The organism is Sphingobium sp. DN12 (assembly GCF_051058005.1).
Classification (GTDB): Bacteria; Pseudomonadota; Alphaproteobacteria; order Sphingomonadales; family Sphingomonadaceae; genus Sphingobium; species Sphingobium yanoikuyae.
The window spans coordinates 646,023-663,158 of record NZ_CP173717.1 but is presented as its reverse complement, the minus strand read 5'-3'; the positions used below and the strand labels follow the sequence as shown (position 1 = coordinate 663,158).

General features: G+C 65.5%; 16 protein-coding genes. 3 read left to right on the top strand and 13 right to left on the bottom strand.

The features are described from left to right. Positions 1-61: 61 nt before the first annotated feature. The 8 genes from ACI6S0_RS03240 to ACI6S0_RS03205 all read right to left on the bottom strand — a co-directional run bounded on the left by ACI6S0_RS03240 (position 62) and on the right by ACI6S0_RS03205 (position 8,184). Positions 62-796, bottom strand: coding sequence for a Bax inhibitor-1/YccA family protein (locus ACI6S0_RS03240; RefSeq protein WP_434404922.1), 735 nt, complete (start codon positions 794-796; stop codon positions 62-64). A 123-nt stretch (positions 797-919) separates the two neighbouring features. Beyond that, positions 920-1,591, bottom strand: a complete 672-nt coding sequence (locus ACI6S0_RS03235; protein ID WP_434404921.1) for a cyclase family protein — start codon at positions 1,589-1,591, stop codon at positions 920-922. Next, positions 1,588-1,845, bottom strand: a complete 258-nt coding sequence (locus ACI6S0_RS03230; RefSeq protein WP_037515777.1) for a CBU_0592 family membrane protein — start codon at positions 1,843-1,845, stop codon at positions 1,588-1,590. The genes ACI6S0_RS03235 and ACI6S0_RS03230 overlap by 4 nt, the downstream gene beginning before the upstream one ends. 79 nt (positions 1,846-1,924) lie before the next feature. Next, a complete protein-coding gene (gene acnA, locus ACI6S0_RS03225) occupies positions 1,925-4,594 on the bottom strand; it encodes an aconitate hydratase AcnA (RefSeq protein ID WP_004211346.1) in 2,670 nt (889 codons plus the stop codon). A gap of 318 nt (positions 4,595-4,912) precedes the next feature. After that, positions 4,913-6,667: a DUF885 domain-containing protein gene (locus tag ACI6S0_RS03220; protein WP_434404920.1), complete on the bottom strand. Its 1,755-nt coding sequence runs from the start codon at positions 6,665-6,667 to the stop codon at positions 4,913-4,915. 54 nt (positions 6,668-6,721) lie between these two features. After that, a complete protein-coding gene (locus ACI6S0_RS03215) occupies positions 6,722-6,925 on the bottom strand; it encodes a DUF5818 domain-containing protein (RefSeq protein ID WP_004211342.1) in 204 nt (67 codons plus the stop codon). 3 nt (positions 6,926-6,928) lie between these two features. Continuing rightward, on the bottom strand, positions 6,929-7,114 hold the full coding sequence (locus ACI6S0_RS03210) for a DUF1328 domain-containing protein (RefSeq protein WP_004211340.1): 186 nt from the start codon (positions 7,112-7,114) through the stop codon (positions 6,929-6,931). A 71-nt stretch (positions 7,115-7,185) separates the two neighbouring features. Then, positions 7,186-8,184, bottom strand: a complete 999-nt coding sequence (locus ACI6S0_RS03205; protein ID WP_434404919.1) for a 2-hydroxyacid dehydrogenase — start codon at positions 8,182-8,184, stop codon at positions 7,186-7,188. A gap of 102 nt (positions 8,185-8,286) precedes the next feature. Here ACI6S0_RS03205 and ACI6S0_RS03200 point away from each other — a divergent pair, with 102 nt between their 5' ends. Further along, positions 8,287-8,784 carry an SH3 domain-containing protein gene (locus ACI6S0_RS03200; protein WP_004211336.1) on the top strand — a complete coding sequence of 166 codons (498 nt, stop codon included), beginning with the start codon at positions 8,287-8,289 and terminating at the stop codon, positions 8,782-8,784. 580 nt (positions 8,785-9,364) lie between these two features. Here the strand turns inward: ACI6S0_RS03200 and ACI6S0_RS03195 are convergent. From ACI6S0_RS03195 to ACI6S0_RS03180, 4 genes are all read right to left on the bottom strand, one after another. After that, positions 9,365-9,562 carry a hypothetical protein gene (locus ACI6S0_RS03195; RefSeq protein WP_004211334.1) on the bottom strand — a complete coding sequence of 66 codons (198 nt, stop codon included), beginning with the start codon at positions 9,560-9,562 and terminating at the stop codon, positions 9,365-9,367. A gap of 127 nt (positions 9,563-9,689) precedes the next feature. Then, complete coding sequence (locus ACI6S0_RS03190; RefSeq protein WP_333701465.1) at positions 9,690-11,003, bottom strand: amidohydrolase family protein; 1,314 nt, start codon at positions 11,001-11,003, stop codon at positions 9,690-9,692. Beyond that, on the bottom strand, positions 11,000-12,403 hold the full coding sequence (locus tag ACI6S0_RS03185) for an amidohydrolase (protein ID WP_099234393.1): 1,404 nt from the start codon (positions 12,401-12,403) through the stop codon (positions 11,000-11,002). The genes ACI6S0_RS03190 and ACI6S0_RS03185 overlap by 4 nt, the downstream gene beginning before the upstream one ends. Further along, on the bottom strand, positions 12,400-13,929 hold the full coding sequence (locus ACI6S0_RS03180; protein WP_010337382.1) for a peptide MFS transporter: 1,530 nt from the start codon (positions 13,927-13,929) through the stop codon (positions 12,400-12,402). The genes ACI6S0_RS03185 and ACI6S0_RS03180 overlap by 4 nt, the downstream gene beginning before the upstream one ends. A 164-nt stretch (positions 13,930-14,093) precedes the next feature. On the opposite strand from ACI6S0_RS03180, the gene ACI6S0_RS03175 reads away from it, so the two are divergent. Next, a complete protein-coding gene (locus ACI6S0_RS03175; RefSeq protein ID WP_037511276.1) occupies positions 14,094-14,672 on the top strand; it encodes a nitroreductase family protein in 579 nt (192 codons plus the stop codon). A 73-nt stretch (positions 14,673-14,745) separates the two neighbouring features. Then, positions 14,746-15,090 (top strand): GntR family transcriptional regulator, encoded by a 345-nt coding sequence (locus ACI6S0_RS03170; RefSeq protein WP_004211328.1) that lies wholly within the window; start codon positions 14,746-14,748, stop codon positions 15,088-15,090. 29 nt (positions 15,091-15,119) lie between these two features. Here the strand turns inward: ACI6S0_RS03170 and ACI6S0_RS03165 are convergent, their stop codons facing one another. Further along, positions 15,120-17,135, bottom strand: coding sequence for a tetratricopeptide repeat protein (locus ACI6S0_RS03165; protein WP_434404917.1), 2,016 nt, complete (start codon positions 17,133-17,135; stop codon positions 15,120-15,122). Between the last annotated feature and the right edge of the window lies 1 nt (position 17,136).

Sequence of the window (17,136 nt, the reverse complement as noted above, 5' to 3'; positions counted from 1 at the left end):
AAAGGCCCGGCGGAGATGTCCGCCGGGCCTTTTTTTCTGTCTTCGTTCCGGTCGCTGGATATCAGCGGCGATCGCCCATGAAGCGCAGCAGGAACATGAACATGTTGATGAAGTCGAGATAGAGGTTCAGCGCCCCCATCACCACCGACTTGCCCATCATCTCGGTGCCGGCGACATAGCTGTAGATGCTCTTGATCTTCTGCGTGTCATAGGCGGTGAGGCCCGCGAACAGCAGCACGCCGACGAAGCTGATCACCAGGTCCATCATGCTGGAACGCAGGAAGAGGTTGATCAGGCTGGCGACCAGCAGGCCGACGACACCCATGATCAGGAAGGTGCCGAAGCCCGACAGATCCTTCTTGGTGGTGTAGCCGAACAGGCTAAGGCCGGCGAAGGCCGCGGCGGTCGCGAAGAAGGTCTGCGCGATCGACGTGCCGGTATAAACCAGGAAGATCGACGACAGCGACAGGCCCATCACGGCGGCATAGGCCCAGAACAGGCTCTGCATCGCGACGGTCGACAGCTTGTTGATGCCAAAGCTCATCACCATGACGAAAGCCAGCGGTGCGAACATGATGACATATTTCAGAATGCCGGGGCCGGCGAGGATCTGCAGCGCCAGACCGCTCGACGCGAACAGCATCGCGACGACGCCGGTCAGCAGCACGCCGCTCGCCATATAATTATAGACCGACAGCATATATTTGCGCAGCCCGGCATCGAACGCCTCGCTGCGCGCGGCGCTGGCATTGCCAAAGCCTGCGATATCGGAACGGGGGTCGGACCAATTGGCCATGGGTAAAATCTCCTTGGACGGCCTTTCTCGGCCGATCGTCATAGTATCGGCGCTAACGCCTCTCAGTTCAAGTGAAAGCCGAAGCCTAACAGCGATGTCATGCTTCAGCGCGACATCACAAGATCATGCCGGATCGACTTGCGCGAAGGCCCGCACCGGGAATGTGCCCATGCCGACGATCTTGGGCGGCATGGCAGTGAAGGCGAAGCCCGCATCCGGCAGCGCGCCCAGATTGGTCATATGTTCGCAGATCAGCACGCCGGCACCCAGCAACTCGCGATGGACCGGGCGACCGGTGCCGGGGCGGGTATCGTCGATATTATGGCTGTCGATGCCGACCAGCCGGGCGCCGCGCGCCACCAGCAGCTGCGCCGCCGCTTCGGTCAGGAAGGGATGATCCTCATAATAGGCCGGCGTGCGCCAGTGCCGGTCCCAGCCGGTATGGACGAGCACCGCGCGGCCGGCGACGTCGATGCCGTCGAGATCGGCGGCGTCGGTCGCCAGGCCAATAGCGTCGAACGGCCTGCGCACCACAATCGCCGGCAGGCTGGCCAGCCGGTCGAGATCGAGCATCGAGAGATCATCGCCCTCCTCGAAGCGGTGGAACGGCGCATCGAGATAGGTGCCGGTGTTCGACACCATGTCGATCCGCCCCATCTGAAACGCGCTGCCATCGGCATAGTTGGCGCGCGACTGTTCGCGGGTCCAGTAATCGCAGATATGCGGCGCGGCGACGCCCTTATAGGTGGTCATGCCATGTTCGATGGCGTGGCTGAGATCGATGAAGCGGGTCATGACGGGGACATTCTCCGACGGAAGATGCGCCACAGGGTGGAAAAGCCGACGACTGCCCAGATGATGTTGAGCACCATCGACGGGAAGGCGCCATGCCACCAGGTGTTGAGGATGAAGAAGGCGGCGCCGACGGCGTTGAGCCACTGAAAGGTCGCCGACCCACCCGACAGCCGCCCGGTCGAGACCCCGACATAGGCGATCAGCACCAATATCGCGCCGGCCCAGCCGACGATCTCCACGAACAGCGCCACCATCCACCCCCAAATGAAAAGGGCTCCCTCCTCACGGAGAGAGCCCTCATTCCTTAGCTCAGCGCGTCAATCGATCAAGCGCTCAGGCCGCCAGCTTGCGCAGCACATATTGCAGGATGCCGCCATTGAGGAAATATTCCAGCTCGTTGACGGTATCGATGCGGCAGAGCGCGGTGAAGCTGAAGGTCGAACCGTCGGCGCGGGTGACCTGCACTTCGACATCCTGGCGCGGCTTGAGGTCGGCGACACCGGTGATGGTGAAGCTGTCATCGCCCTTGAGGCCCAGCGTGTCGCGGGTCTGGCCGTCCTTGAACACCAGGGGCAGCACGCCCATGCCGACCAGGTTCGAGCGGTGGATACGCTCGAAGCTCTCGACGATCACGGCGCGCACGCCGAGCAGGTTGGTGCCCTTGGCCGCCCAGTCGCGCGACGATCCGGTGCCATATTCCTTGCCGCCGATGACGACCAGCGGCGTGCCGTCGGCCTTGTGCTTCATCGCCGCGTCATAGATCGGCATGACTTCGCCCTGATAGCTGGTCATGCCGCCTTCGACGCCGTCGAGCATCAGATTCTTGATGCGGATATTGGCGAAGGTGCCGCGCATCATCACCTCATGATGGCCACGACGCGAGCCATAGCTGTTATAGTCGGCCTGGGCGACCTGATGCTCGCTCAGCCACTTGCCCGCAGGCGAGGTCGCCTTGATCGAACCGGCCGGCGAGATGTGGTCGGTGGTGATCGAGTCGCCGAAGATCGCCAGCGGCATGGCGCCGATGATGTCGGTGACCGGCGCCGGGGTCATGGTCAGCCCCTCGAAATAGGGCGGGTTGGCGACATAGGTCGACCCGGCACGCCACTTGTAGGTGTCCGACCCGGTGACCTCGATCGCCTGCCAATGGGCGTCGCCCTTGTAGACATTGGCATAGCGGGCGCGGAACATCTCCCGGTCGACCGCCCCCGCCAGGGTGGTCGCGACCTCGTCATTGGTCGGCCAGATGTCCTTGAGGTAGACCGCTTCGCCATCCTTGCTCGTGCCGATCGGGGTGGTGATGAAATCCTCGATCACCGTGCCCTTGAGCGCATAGGCGACGACCAGCGGCGGCGAAGCGAGGAAGTTGGCGCGCACGTCGGGCGAGACGCGACCTTCGAAGTTGCGGTTGCCCGAAATGACGGCGGCAGCGACCAGGCCATTTTCATTGATCGCCTTGCTGATCGGCTCGGCCAGCGGGCCGGAATTGCCGATGCAGGTGGTGCAGCCATAGCCGACGAGGTTAAAGCCGATCGCGTCGAGATGTGCCTGAAGGCCCGCCTTTTCCAGATAGTCGGTGACGACCTGGCTACCGGGCGCCAGCGACGTCTTGACCCAGGGCTTGGGCTTCAGGCCCAACTCGTTCGCCTTCTTGGCGACCAGACCGGCGGCGATCAGCACATTGGGGTTGGAGGTGTTGGTGCAGCTGGTGATCGCGGCAATGGTGACGTCGCCGTCGCCAATGTCATAATCCTTGCCCTCGACCGGAACACGGGTCTGCGCCTTCTTGTAGGTGTTGACCATGTCGGCGTTGAACACATCATCCACTTCGGGCAGCGCGACACGGTCCTGCGGGCGCTTGGGACCGGCGAGGCTGGGCACCACGGTGGACAGGTCCAGTTCCAGCGTGTCGGTGAAGATCGGCTCGACCGACGGATCGATCCAGAAGCCCTGCTGCTTGGCATAGGCCTCGACCAGCGCGATATTCTCGTCGCTGCGGCCAGTGAGGCGCATATAGTCCAGCGTCTTGTCATCGATGCCGAAGAAGCCGCAGGTCGCGCCATATTCGGGCGCCATATTGGCCAGCGTCGCCCGATCAGCGAGGCTGAGGGTGGCAAGGCCGGGGCCGAAATATTCGACAAAGCGGCCGACCACGCCGCGCGCGCGCAACATCTGGGTGCAGGTCAGCACCAGGTCGGTGGCGGTCACGCCTTCCTTGAGGTTGCCGGTGAACTTGAAGCCGACCACTTCGGGGATCAGCATCGATACCGGCTGGCCCAGCATCGCGGCCTCCGCCTCGATCCCGCCGACGCCCCAGCCCAGCACGCCCAGGCCATTGACCATGGTGGTGTGGCTGTCGGTGCCGACGCAGGTGTCGGGATAGGCGATGGTCGCGCCGTCGGCGCCCTCGCTCGACCAGACGCCCTGGGCGATATTTTCCAGATTCACCTGATGGCAGATGCCGGTGCCCGGCGGCACGGCGTAGAAATTGGCCAGGCTCTTGCTGCCCCATTTCAAGAAGTCGTAGCGCTCCATGTTGCGCTGATATTCGATCTCCATATTGTCCTGGAACGCGCGGGGCGTGCCGAACTCGTCGACCATGACTGAATGGTCGATGACGAGGTGGACGGGCACCTGCGGGTTGATCTTGCTGGCGTCGGCGCCCAGCGCATTCATCGCGTCGCGCATGGCGGCCAGATCGACGACGCAGGGCACGCCGGTAAAATCCTGCAGCAGCACGCGCGCCGGGCGATACTGGATCTCGCGCTCGGCCTTGCCCTTGTCATTCTGCCAGTCGACGATCGCCTTGATGTCGTCGGTGGTGACGGTCACGCCGTCCTCGAAGCGCAGCAGATTTTCCAGCAGCACCTTCATCGAGAAAGGCAGGCGCGAAACGTCTCCAAGCTTCGCAGCGGCCTTTTCCAACGAATAATAGGCGATGTCCTTGCCGCCGACATTGAGCGTGTCGCGCGTGCCGAGAGTATCCTGTCCGGTGGCGGTCATAAGATATGCGTCTCCTCGCATAGGCCCGGCCATGCGGAAGGAAGCGTCGCGTTCCCACCAGAAGCCACGAAGACGCGGCAAGGTGGAGGGAGGCGCCCCAACCTATGGTCGAAGCAAGTGTGTCCCGATGAGCGGTGGCATACAGATTGCCACCGCCAAGTCAAAGGGACAAAATGGTCGAAACCGCCTTTATTTCCGCCATTTTTGCTTACTGAAAATCATTCGCAGCGACGCGCACAAGGGCCGCACTTTTATTGTGCGCGGGGCGTGGAAATCACGCCCGCCCCGCCCCACATCTTGCCTTTATCGGCGCTCTTTTCAGCGTGCCTTTTCCGCGGCGATCCAGCCGTCGATCTGGCTTTCCAGCACGGTGAGCGGCACCGCCCCCTGTGACAGCACCGCGTCATGGAAACGGCGCAGGTCGAATTTGGGCCCGAGCTGCTGTTCCGCCCGCGCCCGCAGCTCGCGGATCTTGATCTCGCCCAGCTTGTAGCCCAGCGCCTGCCCCGGCCAGCTGATGTAGCGATTGACCTCCGCATCGATATTGGCGTCGCTCAGGGCGCTGTTCGCCTTCATGAAGGCGACGGCCTTTGCCTTGTCCCAGCCCTTGGCATGGATGCCGGTGTCGACCACCAGCCGGCAGGCGCGCCACATCTCGTAGGACAGGCGGCCCATCATCTTCTCGGGCGTGTCATAGAGGCCCATCTCCTCGCCCAGATATTCGGTGTAGAGCGCCCAGCCCTCGACATAGGCGGTGAAGCCGGCGAGATATTTGCGGAAGGGCGGCAGCGGCAATTCCTGCTGCAACGCGATTTGGTTGTGATGGCCCGGCACCGCCTCATGCGCGGTCAGCGCCGGCAATTCCCAGAAGGGCCGCTGGTCCAGCTTCGAGGTGTTGACCCAATAGGTGCCGGAAATCCCGGCCTCGGGCGCGCCGGGGCCATAATAGGCCGTGGTTGTTCCTTCCGCTTCGGCCGCCGGGATCGGCTTGATGCCATAGGGCAGGCGCGGCAGCGTCGCGAAATAGCGCGGCAGCAGGCCATCGATCGTCTTGGCCTGGCGGGCGGCGACGCGCAGCAGTTCCTCGGGCGTCTTGGCGTAATAGCTTGGATCAGTGCGCAGATGCTGGATGAAGGCGGCGCGGCTGGGATAGCCGGCCGTGGCCGCGATCGCATCCATCCGCTTGCCGATACGCGCGACCTCATCCAGCCCGATCTGGTGGATCTGATCGGGGGTCAGGTCGGTGGTGGTGTGAGTGCGCACCCGGCTGGCATACCAGGCCGCCCCGCCCGGCAGGGTCGATGCGCTGTCGCTCTTGCGGCATTTGGGCAGATAGTCCGCCACGAAAAGGTCGTGCCATTTGCCATATTCGGGCGTGATGACATCGCGGATCAGCGCTACCGCGCGGGCCTGCAGCGCCGTCCAGTCGGCATCGCTGATGTCGCGCGGCTTGGCGCGAGTGAAGGGTTCGTAGAAGCGCGTTCCTTCCGGCGGCCCGGCAACGATGCCGCTGATCCCCTTGGCAAAGCCGCCCAGTACCGAACAGGGCAGCACATAACCGCCCCTGATCGCCTGGCGGGTGATCGCCATGCCATCGCCATTCTGCCTCGGGTAGAGCGCCAGGCGCTTCAGATAGCTGTCATAGTCGGCGCGGGTGTAGAAAGGCAGGCCGTCGGCCATGCCGGAAAAGCCCTGATGCCAGCTATAATAGGTGGTGAAGAGCATCAGCCGTTCGGCCTGATGCTTGTCGCTGGCGATATCGTCGCGCAGCATCCACAACAGCACGGCACGGTTCACCCTGTCGGCGGCATCCAGCCCAGCGTCCGGCACCGCATCCAGCCGGGTGACGAAGCCCTGTTCCGCCTTGATCTGGGCATCGCGGGCGCCAAGCGACAGGTCGGAAATCTGGTCGTCATAGTCGCGCACGCCGCGTGCGGTAGCCTCCACCGGATGGACCGACAGATACCATTTCCAGTGATCGTCGATCACCTGGGTCAGTTGGTCATGGGGAGTCTGGGCGTAAGCCAGAGCGGGCGCCGCAACGGCGAGCATCAGGGAAATGATCTTGCGCATGGGCGCAACTGATCGCGCGGCGCAACGATTCTGGCAAGATGGCCCGATGCCTGTTCAGGCGGCGGCTACGCCATCCGCTTCGACAATGTCGTCGCCGGCATAATAGCCGCGCACCCGGACCCGCTTTTCGACATGGTCGACCGGCACGCGCAGCAACACCAGCCGCCAGGTGCCGCCCAGATCGCGCTGGAGCAGGAAGCCGGCCTCATCGCGCAGCAACCGCCCGGTTTCATCCACTCCAGCGCCAATCTCGATCATGGCTTAGTCTATCGCGTCCTTAATGCCCTTGCCAGCCAGAAGGCCAAGAACGAGGAAAATCAGGAACAGGGCGATGGCGATGCCGAACAGCAATTTGGCGATGCCGACAAAGGTGCCGGCGGCGCCGCCGAAGCCGAGGACGGCGAGCACGGCCGCGATCACAAGGGCAATGATGGCAAGACGAATCATGGTGGGATTCCTTCCGTTTCTCTGATGTTTCCAAACGGAGGAAGGCGCGCATTGTTCCGCGCGCGCAGCGATCAGACCCAGCCTTCGAGCACCTGATTGGGCGGGCGATGGCCATCGGCCCAGCTGCGGATATTGGCGATGACGCGGGCGCCGGTGGCGTCGCGCCCCTCGAAGGTCGCCGAGCCGACATGGGGCAGCAAGGTGACGTTGGCGAGCGCCAGCAGCCGCGGATCGACCGCTGGCTCATGGGCATAGACGTCGAGCCCGGCACCGGCGATCCGTGCTTCGGCGAGCGCCGCGATCAGCGCCGGCTCGTCGGTGATTTCCGCGCGGGAGGTGTTGATGAGATAGGCGTCGGGCCGCATCAGGCCGATCCGGCGCGCATCGATCAGGCCACGGCTGTCGGCGTTGAGCGGGCAATGGATCGAGACGATGTCGCATTCGCGCAGCAGTGTGTCGATATCGTCGTACCAATGCGCCTCCAGTTCCTGCTCCACCTCGAACGGCAGGCGATGGCGGTTATGATAGGCGATGGTGAGGCCGAACGCCTTGGCCCGGCGGGCGACGGCGCGACCGATGCGGCCCATGCCGATGATGCCCAGCTTCTTGCCGCCAATGCGATGGCCCAGCATGCCCGACGGGCTCCAGCCATGCCACTGGCCCGAGCGCACCAGTTTCTCTCCCTCCGCCAGGCGGCGGGGCACGGAGAGGATCAGCGCCATGGTCATGTCGGCCGTGTCTTCGGTCAGCACGCCGGGCGTGTTGGTGACGATCACGCCCCTGGTCCGCGCGGCGGCGAGGTCGATATGGTCGACGCCGCTGCCGAAGCTGGCGATCAGTTGCAGCCGGTCGGGCGCGCCGGCGATCAGTTCCGCGTCGATCTGGTCGCTGATGCAGGGCACCAGCACGTCGCACTGCGCCATGGCGGCGGCGAGTTCGCCCCGGTTCATGGGGATGTCGCCGGTGTTGAAGCTGGCGTCGAACAGTTCGGCCATGCGCGCCTCCACATTGGGCGGCAGGCGGCGCGTCACGATGACGCGCGGCGTTGCGGGGCGCGGTTTCCTGGCCATAGCAAGGCCGCTATTCCCGCCTGCCCCGCCGGTCAAGCGGATATGCGGCTGCCTGCGATTGAAAGCTTGTCGCGACCGGCCGGACAAGCGTATGGAAAGACCATGGGTGATATGGGCAAAGGGTCGGGCATGAAGCGCCTGCTGCTGGGCGCGGGCATGATCGCGGCACTGACCAACATGAGCGGCGCGGCGGCGGCCCCGGCCAAGCCGGTGCCCTATTGGGCGTCGCTGTCGCATGACGAGGCGCGGATGCGCGTCGGCCCGAGCCTCGATTATCCGTCCAACTGGGTCTATCAGCGCCGCGACCTGCCGGTGAAGGTGGTGCAGGTGCTGGGCCTGTGGCGCAAGGTGGAAGACCCCGACGGTGCCCAGGGCTGGATGCATGTTCGCCTGCTGAGCGATACCGCCACGGCGATCGTCACCGCGGCGCAAGCACCGATGCACGAGGGCGCGAGCGAAACCAGCCGCACCCTGTTCCGCGCCGAAAAGGGCGTGGTCGGCCGGATCGGTTCCTGCTCAAGCGGCTGGTGCGCGTTCGACGTGAAGGGCCAGAAGGGCTTCGTGAAGGCGAGCGACGTGTGGGGTGCCACCAGCGGTTGAGCCCGGCGCGGCAAAATAGGAAATGCCGCGCTTAACTTCGCATATTTCCCGCACATCCTGACATTTTCGTTCCAATGACGGAAATTATCGTGCGAAGCCGTGGATGCGCGCAGACGATGGGAAAGAGCCAGCGACGGTATAGCCGAAAGGCGGCACTGTAGGACAGGTTTGGGTGGAAACAAGACATAGCCCCTCCCTTCCAGGGAGGGGGTGGGGTGGGTTGCGAGCGCAGCGAGCTTCTGCCCTATCGACCGTAGACCGCCGCTACGCGGCGCACCCACCCCCGGCCCCTCCCTGGAAGGGAGGGGAGCAGGAAACGTCCGCTTCTGGTCGCTTCGAGACCATCCCCCCTGGAAGGGGAGTTCAAGGGAGCCCCGTGTCTCCCTTGAACTGGCCGAAGGCCAGACGGAGGCGGCTTCCCCTCTCGATCGGGCGACACCCCTCCAACACTTCGTGGTCCCCCTCCCCTTGCAGGGGAGGATTTTGCCGACGCTTATGGTCGTTAGCCGCCAAAGCCCGACATCATCATTGCTTTGTTACGTTCGCAATGATGCCAGACTGTCCTGGCCTTTCGCGCTACCTAGAACAGGCTGCCGTCTATATCCGGCTCGGGGCTGTCCTGCATGCCTCTGGTCTGGATCGCCATTTCGACTTCGCCGGCCAGCAGAGCGGCGTCGTTGCCGGTGAAGCCGCTTTCGGCATCGATCAGATCATCCAGTTTGAAGCGGGCGGCAAACATCTGGAACCGCTCGAGGGCTTCATTCAGTTCATCGGGCATGGGGCCTCTCCTATCGCGGTTGCGTCCTGCCCCAACGAGGCAGGGTTGCCTTTGGTGCCATGGCCCCCACATTTTGCCGGCAGATGTGCGCGGCATGAAAAAGGGGGCCGTGGCCCCCTTCCCCATCTTACCATTCATAGGCCTTGGGCAGGCTACCCTCGGCCGGGGTGGCGTAGCGGTCGCGCAGCTTGGTCTGGCGATTGTCGATCGGCTGCTGGATGCCGTCGATCCAAACCGCGACCGGCGCCGATTCCATTTCCAGCGGGTCGCCGTCCCAGATCACCACATCGCCCGCCTTGCCGGCCTTGAGCGAGCCGATCCGGTCGCCCAGCCCCATCGCCTCGGCCGGGGCGGAGGTGATGCTGCGCAGCGCCTGGCCCCAGCTGAGGCCAGTGGCGCCCGGCACCTTGTTCAGGGCGACCATATTGCCCGCCTGCTGGGTGGCGAGGCGCAGTTGCAGCGCTTCGTCCCGGTCCATCAGGCCCATGGCGACGGGCACGCCCGCCTTCACCATGCGGCCGACATTGCTCTGGGTTGCGGCCAGCTTCTCGAAGCTGGAAGGCAGGTCGTCGAGCCCGCCGGCGATCACCGGCACCTTGGCGGCGGCGATCTGGCTGGCAACCATCCAGCCCTCGGTCGCGCCGGCGAGGATCAGCTTCAGCGCCGGGAAGTCCTTCCGGAGCGCCAGCACGCCGAGGATGTCGCGCGCGCTTTCGACATGGATCATCAGCGGCATGGCGCCGGTGACGACCGGGACCAGCGCCTCGGCATCGACGCGGTTGAGCAGCGCGTCCTTCGACCGGCCATCATAGCTGGCCGGGGCCTTGGCATAATCCTGCGCCTCGCGCAGCATCATCTTGAAGGTGAGGTAAGCGGCCGGACGGCTGCCGCCGGCATCCTCCGCACCCTCTTCGCCCATCTCGACATATTGGAAGGCGCGCGCCTTGGTGATCGGGTCCATGTCGGCACCCAGATCGACCACCGCGCCCTGCCCGGCAAAGATGCCGTTGCCGGTTGCGGGCACGACCACCGCGCGGGTCACGCCGGCGGTGCGGCTGATCGCGATCGGATTGGCCAGCGGGTTGATCGCCGGCGCAACGTCGATCGCGGCCGAGAAAGGCGTGCGGGCGTTGATGTCGTTGGTTTCCTTGACGCCGGGCACTTCGGCCAGGCCCACGCGCGAGAAGCCAGAGACGATGCCGGGCGTCACCCATTTGCCGCTGGCGTCGATGGTCCTGGCGCCGGCCGGCACGGCAACGCCGGCCCCGGCGGCCACCACCTTGCCGGCGGAAATGACCACGGTGCCATTCTGGATCGGTTCCGACCCGTCACCGATCGCCAGCGTGGCGCCGGTGATGGCGATGGTCTGGGCCAGCGCCATGGGCGAGGCGGCAACGGCGAGCAGCGCGGCGGCGGCGCGGATTGCGGTCTTCATCGTCATTTCACGTCTCCCGCGCCGATCTGGCCGAGTTCGAAGTCGGTTACCGGGCGCCGCTTGGGATCATTGGCGTCATAGAGCAAGGCGCCGTCGACCCAGACCTTTTCCGGCCGGGTATAGGTGCTGAACGGATTGCCGTTCCACAGCACGACGTCGGCCATCTTGCCGACCTTCAGGCTGCCGGTCTGGTCGGCGATGCCCATCGCCTTGGCCGGATTGATGGCGAGCCAGGTCCAGGCGATCTCGTCAGGGATATTGATGCCCATGCGACGGCCAGCGCCCAATGCCTTGGCCGCTTCCTGGTTCAGGCGCTGAATGCCATTCTCGTCATCGGAATGGACGATGGCGCAGGCGCCGGCCTGGTGGACGAGCGGGACATTTTCCTTGATCCCGTCATAGGCTTCCATCTTGAAGCCATACCAGTCGCCCCACATCGCGGCGCAGATGCCGTTCTCGCGCAGCAGGTCGGCGATCTTGTAGGCCTCGACCGCGTGGTGGAAAGCGGTGACCTTGTAGCCGAACTCCTTCGACATATCGATCACATTGGCCATCTCGTCGGCGCGGTAGCAATGGTTCTGGACCAGGATCTTGCCTTCCAGCGCGTCGGCCAGCGTCTCCATGCCCAGGTCACGGGTCTGGTCCTTACCGGCGGCGCGCTTCTTCTGATATTCGCGTGCCTTGATCCAGGTCTGGCGATCGACCGCCATATTGCCCATGCGGGTGCTGGGTTCGCGCCCCTTGGCGCCATAGACGCGCTTGGGATTTTCGCCACAGGCCATCTTCAGGCCATAGGGCGCGCCGGGGAACTTCATCCCCTGCATGGTGCGGGCCTGGACATTCTTCAGGATCACGCTGCGGCCGCCGAACAGATTACCCGAACCGGGCAGGATCTGCAGCGTGGTGACGCCGCCATTGGCGAGTGCGCGACCGAACCCCGGATCCTGCGGCCAGACCGAATGTTCGGCCCAGACATGGGGCGTGACCGGCGAGGTCATTTCATTGCCGTCGGAATGCGCGTCCACAGCAGGCGAGGGATAGACGCCCAGATGGCTGTGAATGTCGATGACGCCGGGCGTCACGAACTTGCCGGTGCCGTCGAACACCGCGATGTCGGCCGGGATCGGCGTGTCGGGGCCGCCGATCGAGGTGATCTTGCCACCCGACAGGAAGACGACGCCCTTGTCGATCCGTCCGCCCTCACCGTCAAAGATGGTCGCGCCGCGGATCGCGGTCGCCACGCCCGGATAGGGCTTGTAGGTCGAAGGATAGGGATTGTCCGGCTCGGCCGAACTGCCCTGAGACGCCGGTGCCGGCTGATCCTTTTCCTTCTTGGCGACCGCCGGCGCGGTCATGCCGGTCGCGACCAGCGCCAGCCCCAGCAGCAGCTTGCTGCGTGCGTTCATGCCTGTTTCCCCTTTTCAGCGGCAATGAGATCGAGATGCATCATGCGTTTCACATAGGGCGAGACGAGCAGCACCAGGCCGCCGACCACCACGGAAAACCAGCCGATGCGGCTGTAGACGTCCAGCACCTGGGTCACGTCGCCCGCCTCGCCGCTGCCGGTGGCGCGCGCGATCAGGCCGGCGATGAAATTGCCCGCGGCCATCGCCAGGAACCAGGTGCCCATTACCAGCCCGACCATGTTCGACACCGACAGGCGCGTCATCGCCGACAGGCCGACCGGCGAGAAGCAGAGTTCCGCCATGGTGTGGAGCAGGTAGATGAGGAAGACGAAGATCACCGGCGTCAGCGACTGACCGGCCATCGCCGCGCCCGCGACCAGCACCAGGAATCCGGCGCCGCACAGGATGAGGCCGATGCCGAACTTGGCGGGCGAGGATGGTTCCAGCCGGCGCTTGTCGAGGAAGGTCCACAGCACCGCGAACAGCGGCGCGAGCAGGATGATGTAGATGGAATTGACCGACTGGAACAACGAGGCCGGCACATCCCAGCCCAGGATGACGCGATCGACATTGCGGTCGGTGAAGATGTTGAGCGAGGAGCCGGTCTGTTCGAACAGGCCCCAGAAGAGCGGATTGAGCGCGATCAGGAAGAGCGCGGCGAACATCCGGTCGCGCTCCACCTTGGTCAGCACCGTGACCGAGCGCCAAAGGATGTAGGCGACGGTCAGGGCCGAGAAAATCAGCAGCGTATAGCCCAGCAGTTCGGCATAGCGGATGACCATCCAGATCGCCGCCACGCCCAGCGCGGCGCTGGCATAGATGGTCCATTCCTGCGAGATCGTGCCGATCGCCGGCGCGCGCAGCTTTTCCGGCGCGGGCGGCTCGCCCTTGCCCAGCAGCCAGGGCCGCAACCAGACGAACATGACGAGGCCGAGCAGCATGCCGACGCCGGCCGCGCCGAAGCCCCAGCTCCAGCCCCACAGTTCGCCCAGCAGGCCGCAGACGATCGGTCCGCTGGCGCCGCCCAGGTTGATGCCCATGTAGAAGATGGAGAAGGCCGGGTCGCGGCGATGATCGTCACGGGCATAAAGTTCGCCCACCAGCACCGAGATATTGGCCTTCAGGAAGCCGGTGCCGACGATGATGCTGGCCAGCGCCAGATAGAAGCCGTTGAGATAGAAGGCATCCTGCCCCCCCGGCCCTTCGGTGATGGCGATCAGGAAATGGCCGATGGCGATGAATACGCCGCCCACCAGCACCGCCTTGCGCGGGCCCAGGAACCGGTCGGCCAGATAGCCGCCTATCACCGGGGTGATATAGACCAGCGAGGTATAGGCGCCGTAGAGGATATAGGCCTTGTCCTCGCCGAACAGGAAATGTTTGGTGAGGTAGAAAATCAGGATGGCACGCATGCCATAATAGGAAAAACGTTCCCACATTTCCGCGAAGAACAGCAGGAACAGGCCGCGCGGATGGCCGAGCCAGGTCTTGCCTGCCTCCGCCGGTACGGTGATTGCGGTCGCCATCGGACCCCCTTGAAATTGTCTTTTTGTGCCGGCCGGCGAAAGCGGCGGCGTTATGGCGCGGACCCTAGAGGGGAAAGGTGGGCAGAGTCAAAGCGGCGCTGAAGCGATAGGAAGTGTGCCTTTCGCCCTTGCGTCCGGCGGCAAAGCGTCCCATTTGGCAACCGATGTTCAACGACCTTTCCAGCCCCCTCACCCTGCTGCAGACCCGCCGTTCCGGCAAGCCGCGCGACCTGATCGCGCCCGGCCCGGACGATGCGCAGCTGCGCCAGATTCTCGAAGTCGCGCTGCGCACGCCCGATCATGGCAAGCTGGCGCCCTGGCGCTTCGTGATCGTGCCGCAGGACAAGCGGGAAAAGCTGGCCGCGCTGCTGGAGGCCGCCTATCGCGCCGAGAAGCCGGAGGCCGGGCGGCTGGAGATCGAGGCGATGCACCAGTTCGCGCATCAGGCGCCGACCCTGGTGGTGGCGCTGTCAAAGCCGGTCGCGGGCAGCAAGATCCCGGTCTGGGAGCAGGAATTGTCAGCCGGCGCCGCGATCATGAACCTGCTGCACGCCACCCATGCTCTGGGCTTTGCCGGCGGCTGGCTGACCGGATGGCCGAGCTTCAATGACGATGTGCGCGACGCCTTTGGCAGCGCGGACGAGCGGCTCGCCGGATTCGTCTTCATCGGCACGCCCTCACGCGCGCTGGAAGAACGGCCCCGGCCAGATTATAACGATATCGTATCGACATGGGACAGATAATTGCCGAAAATACGGGGTTCCACGTAACAAGGTCCATTGACCTGCACGGCTGTATTATGGCACTGATGCACTTATGAGCGACGAATCCAAACCCGTCTATCTCCGCCTCCGCGAGATCATTGCCGCCTCCATCCTGGATGGGGACTATCGCGATGGCGACCTCCTCCCCTCGGTCCGCGCCTTTGCCGCGCAGCAGGGCGCCAATCCGCTGACCGTGGCCAAGGCCTATCAGAGCTTCCAGGATGACGGGCTGGTCGTCGTGAAGCGCGGCGTGGGCATGTTCGTCGCCGATGGTGCGACCCGCAAGCTGCGAGAGGCGGAACGCAGCCGCTTCCTGGAAAGCGTGTGGCCGCCGGTCGCGGCGCAGATCCGGCGGCTGGGCATCCGGCTCGACGAACTGGACAGCCAGAAGGTCTGAAGAAGAGCGCCCCGCGGGGCGCTTTTTTTTTACAAGGAAGCGAGCGCCTTCATCGCCAACTGGCGATCGGGGAAATTGGAGGCTGCCGCGCGCGACAAGGCGCGCTTCGCCTCCGCCTTGCGCCCGGCAGCGGCATAGGCCTGCCCCAGATGAAGCTGGAAGGGCGGGTTTTGCGGCGCAAGGGCAACCGCCTTTTCGAGCAGGTCGATCGCCGCCGGCCCCTTCGCATCGGTGCGCAGCAGCACCAGGCCATAGATGTCGGCGGTGACCGGATTGGCCGGCATCAGGCGATAGGCCTGGGCGGCATAGAGGCGCGCCTTGCCGGGCGATCCCGTTTCCAGGCTCGCGCGGGCGAGGTCGGCCATCAGCAGCGCATCATGGCCGCCCGTCTGCGCCTCCACCGCCTGCAACAGGCGCAGCGCGCCGCGCCAGTCATGCGCCTGCATCGCCGCCCCGGCCGCCAGTCGCTGCATCTCCACATCCATCGGGTTCTGCGCCAGGAACAGGCGGATGAGTTGCAGCGCGCGAGCGGGATCGCCCGCCGCGCTCCAGGCCGCGACCAGCCGCAGCGCGGCATTGCGATCGAACCGGATATTGGCCGCCGCCTCGAAACTGCGGGCGGCATCGGCCGGCCGACCGGCGGCGACCAGCGCATCGCCCAGCACAACATGGGCGGCCGGCGCGCCGGGATTGGCGCGCGCCAACAGCGCGGCGCGGTCGACCGCCTCGCCCGTGCGCCCCTGCATCAGCAGCGCGCGGATATAGGGGATATTGTCAGCCGCGGTGGCGACATCGGCCGGCGGCGTCATGACGGCGTTCGTACCGCCCAGCAGGTCCGACGAGGGACGCACCGGCCAGGAGGCGCGGGCCAGCAACGCATCGGCCTGCGCGCGATCTCCCAGTTGCTCCTGCGCGCGGGCCGCCAGCGTCAGCACATAGGGATCGGCATCATGGCGATCGACAAGGGGCGCGAGCGTCGCCGCCGTGCCGGCATAGTCGCCGGTCAGATAGGATGCGCGGGCCAGCAGCGTGCGCGCCACGCGATTGTCGGGCTGCATCGCCACCAGCGGCCCCAGCGCATCGGCCGCCAGCACGGCATTGCCATCCGACAGATGCAGCACGCCGCGCAGCAGACGGGTCGCCGGTTCGCCATCCAGCCGGCCGTCGGTGCGGGCCAGCAGGGTGCGGGCAAGATCGATCTGGCCGGCGCGGGCGGCGATCACCGCCTGCAGGAACCAGGCGCGCGGATTGCCGGGATCGAGCGCCAGGATGCGCCGGCTGACGCTGAGCGCGCGGCTCGCGCGGCCGGCATCGGCCAGCGTCGCGGCATATTCGGTGAGCGGGGCAAGCGCATTGGGATGATCGTCCAGCGCCCGTTCGAACCAGGGCAACGCCGCCACCAGCCCATATTGATCGCGGATCAGCATGCCGCGCAGGGTCAGCGCATCCGGATCGCCCGGTGCCAGCGTCAGAGCCCTGTCCGCCGCCGCAATCGCCCCGGCCTGGTCGCCCAGCATCAGGCGGAACCGGCCGAGATCGATCCAGGTCCGGGCCGCACGCGGGGCGAGATGCAGCGCATCGTCAAAGGCGCGCTGCGCGGCGTCATTGTCGCCCTTCGCCTGCCAGGCGCGGGCGGCGACACGGGCTGCCTCGGCCGACTTGCCTTCGCCCGCCTGCACGGCGCGCAGGGCGCCATCGGCATCGCCCTGCAACAGCAGCGCCTGCGCCAGCAGTCCATTCGTGTCGCCGACGCTGGCGCCCAGCTTGCGCGCGCGCAGCAGATCGGCCTGCGCCCCGGCGCCATCACCCAACTGCACCAGCGCGCGGGCATGGCCCAGCCGCGCCGGCAGCGACGCCGGATTGCCACGAATGGCGTTCATCAGCTCGATCCGGGCGGTGCGCGCATCGCCGGCATCCAGCGCGGCCAGCCCACGCGCGAGCGCCGCACTGCCGTCCGCCTCATGCACGCGCCACTGCCACAGGCCGGCCAGCGCCAGCAGCAGCAGGGCGAGGCCCGCCAGCAGGATCAGGCGTGAGCGCCGCATC

Coding starts and splice junctions, on each gene's coding strand:
- ACI6S0_RS03235 (WP_434404921.1), bottom strand. CDS start 1,591: ATGACCCGCTTCATCGATCTCAGCCACGCCATCGAACATGGCATGACC.
- ACI6S0_RS03165 (WP_434404917.1), bottom strand. CDS start 17,135: ATGCGGCGCTCACGCCTGATCCTGCTGGCGGGCCTCGCCCTGCTGCTG.
- ACI6S0_RS03180 (WP_010337382.1), bottom strand. CDS start 13,929: ATGGCGACCGCAATCACCGTACCGGCGGAGGCAGGCAAGACCTGGCTC.
- ACI6S0_RS03175 (WP_037511276.1), top strand. CDS start 14,094: ATGTTCAACGACCTTTCCAGCCCCCTCACCCTGCTGCAGACCCGCCGT.
- ACI6S0_RS03210 (WP_004211340.1), bottom strand. CDS start 7,114: ATGATTCGTCTTGCCATCATTGCCCTTGTGATCGCGGCCGTGCTCGCC.
- ACI6S0_RS03190 (WP_333701465.1), bottom strand. CDS start 11,003: ATGACGATGAAGACCGCAATCCGCGCCGCCGCCGCGCTGCTCGCCGTT.
- ACI6S0_RS03170 (WP_004211328.1), top strand. CDS start 14,746: ATGAGCGACGAATCCAAACCCGTCTATCTCCGCCTCCGCGAGATCATT.
- ACI6S0_RS03200 (WP_004211336.1), top strand. CDS start 8,287: ATGGGTGATATGGGCAAAGGGTCGGGCATGAAGCGCCTGCTGCTGGGC.
- ACI6S0_RS03230 (WP_037515777.1), bottom strand. CDS start 1,845: ATGGTGGCGCTGTTCGTGGAGATCGTCGGCTGGGCCGGCGCGATATTG.
- ACI6S0_RS03205 (WP_434404919.1), bottom strand. CDS start 8,184: ATGGCCAGGAAACCGCGCCCCGCAACGCCGCGCGTCATCGTGACGCGC.
- ACI6S0_RS03220 (WP_434404920.1), bottom strand. CDS start 6,667: ATGCGCAAGATCATTTCCCTGATGCTCGCCGTTGCGGCGCCCGCTCTG.
- ACI6S0_RS03215 (WP_004211342.1), bottom strand. CDS start 6,925: ATGATCGAGATTGGCGCTGGAGTGGATGAAACCGGGCGGTTGCTGCGC.
- acnA (WP_004211346.1), bottom strand. CDS start 4,594: ATGACCGCCACCGGACAGGATACTCTCGGCACGCGCGACACGCTCAAT.
- ACI6S0_RS03185 (WP_099234393.1), bottom strand. CDS start 12,403: ATGAACGCACGCAGCAAGCTGCTGCTGGGGCTGGCGCTGGTCGCGACC.
- ACI6S0_RS03195 (WP_004211334.1), bottom strand. CDS start 9,562: ATGCCCGATGAACTGAATGAAGCCCTCGAGCGGTTCCAGATGTTTGCC.
- ACI6S0_RS03240 (WP_434404922.1), bottom strand. CDS start 796: ATGGCCAATTGGTCCGACCCCCGTTCCGATATCGCAGGCTTTGGCAAT.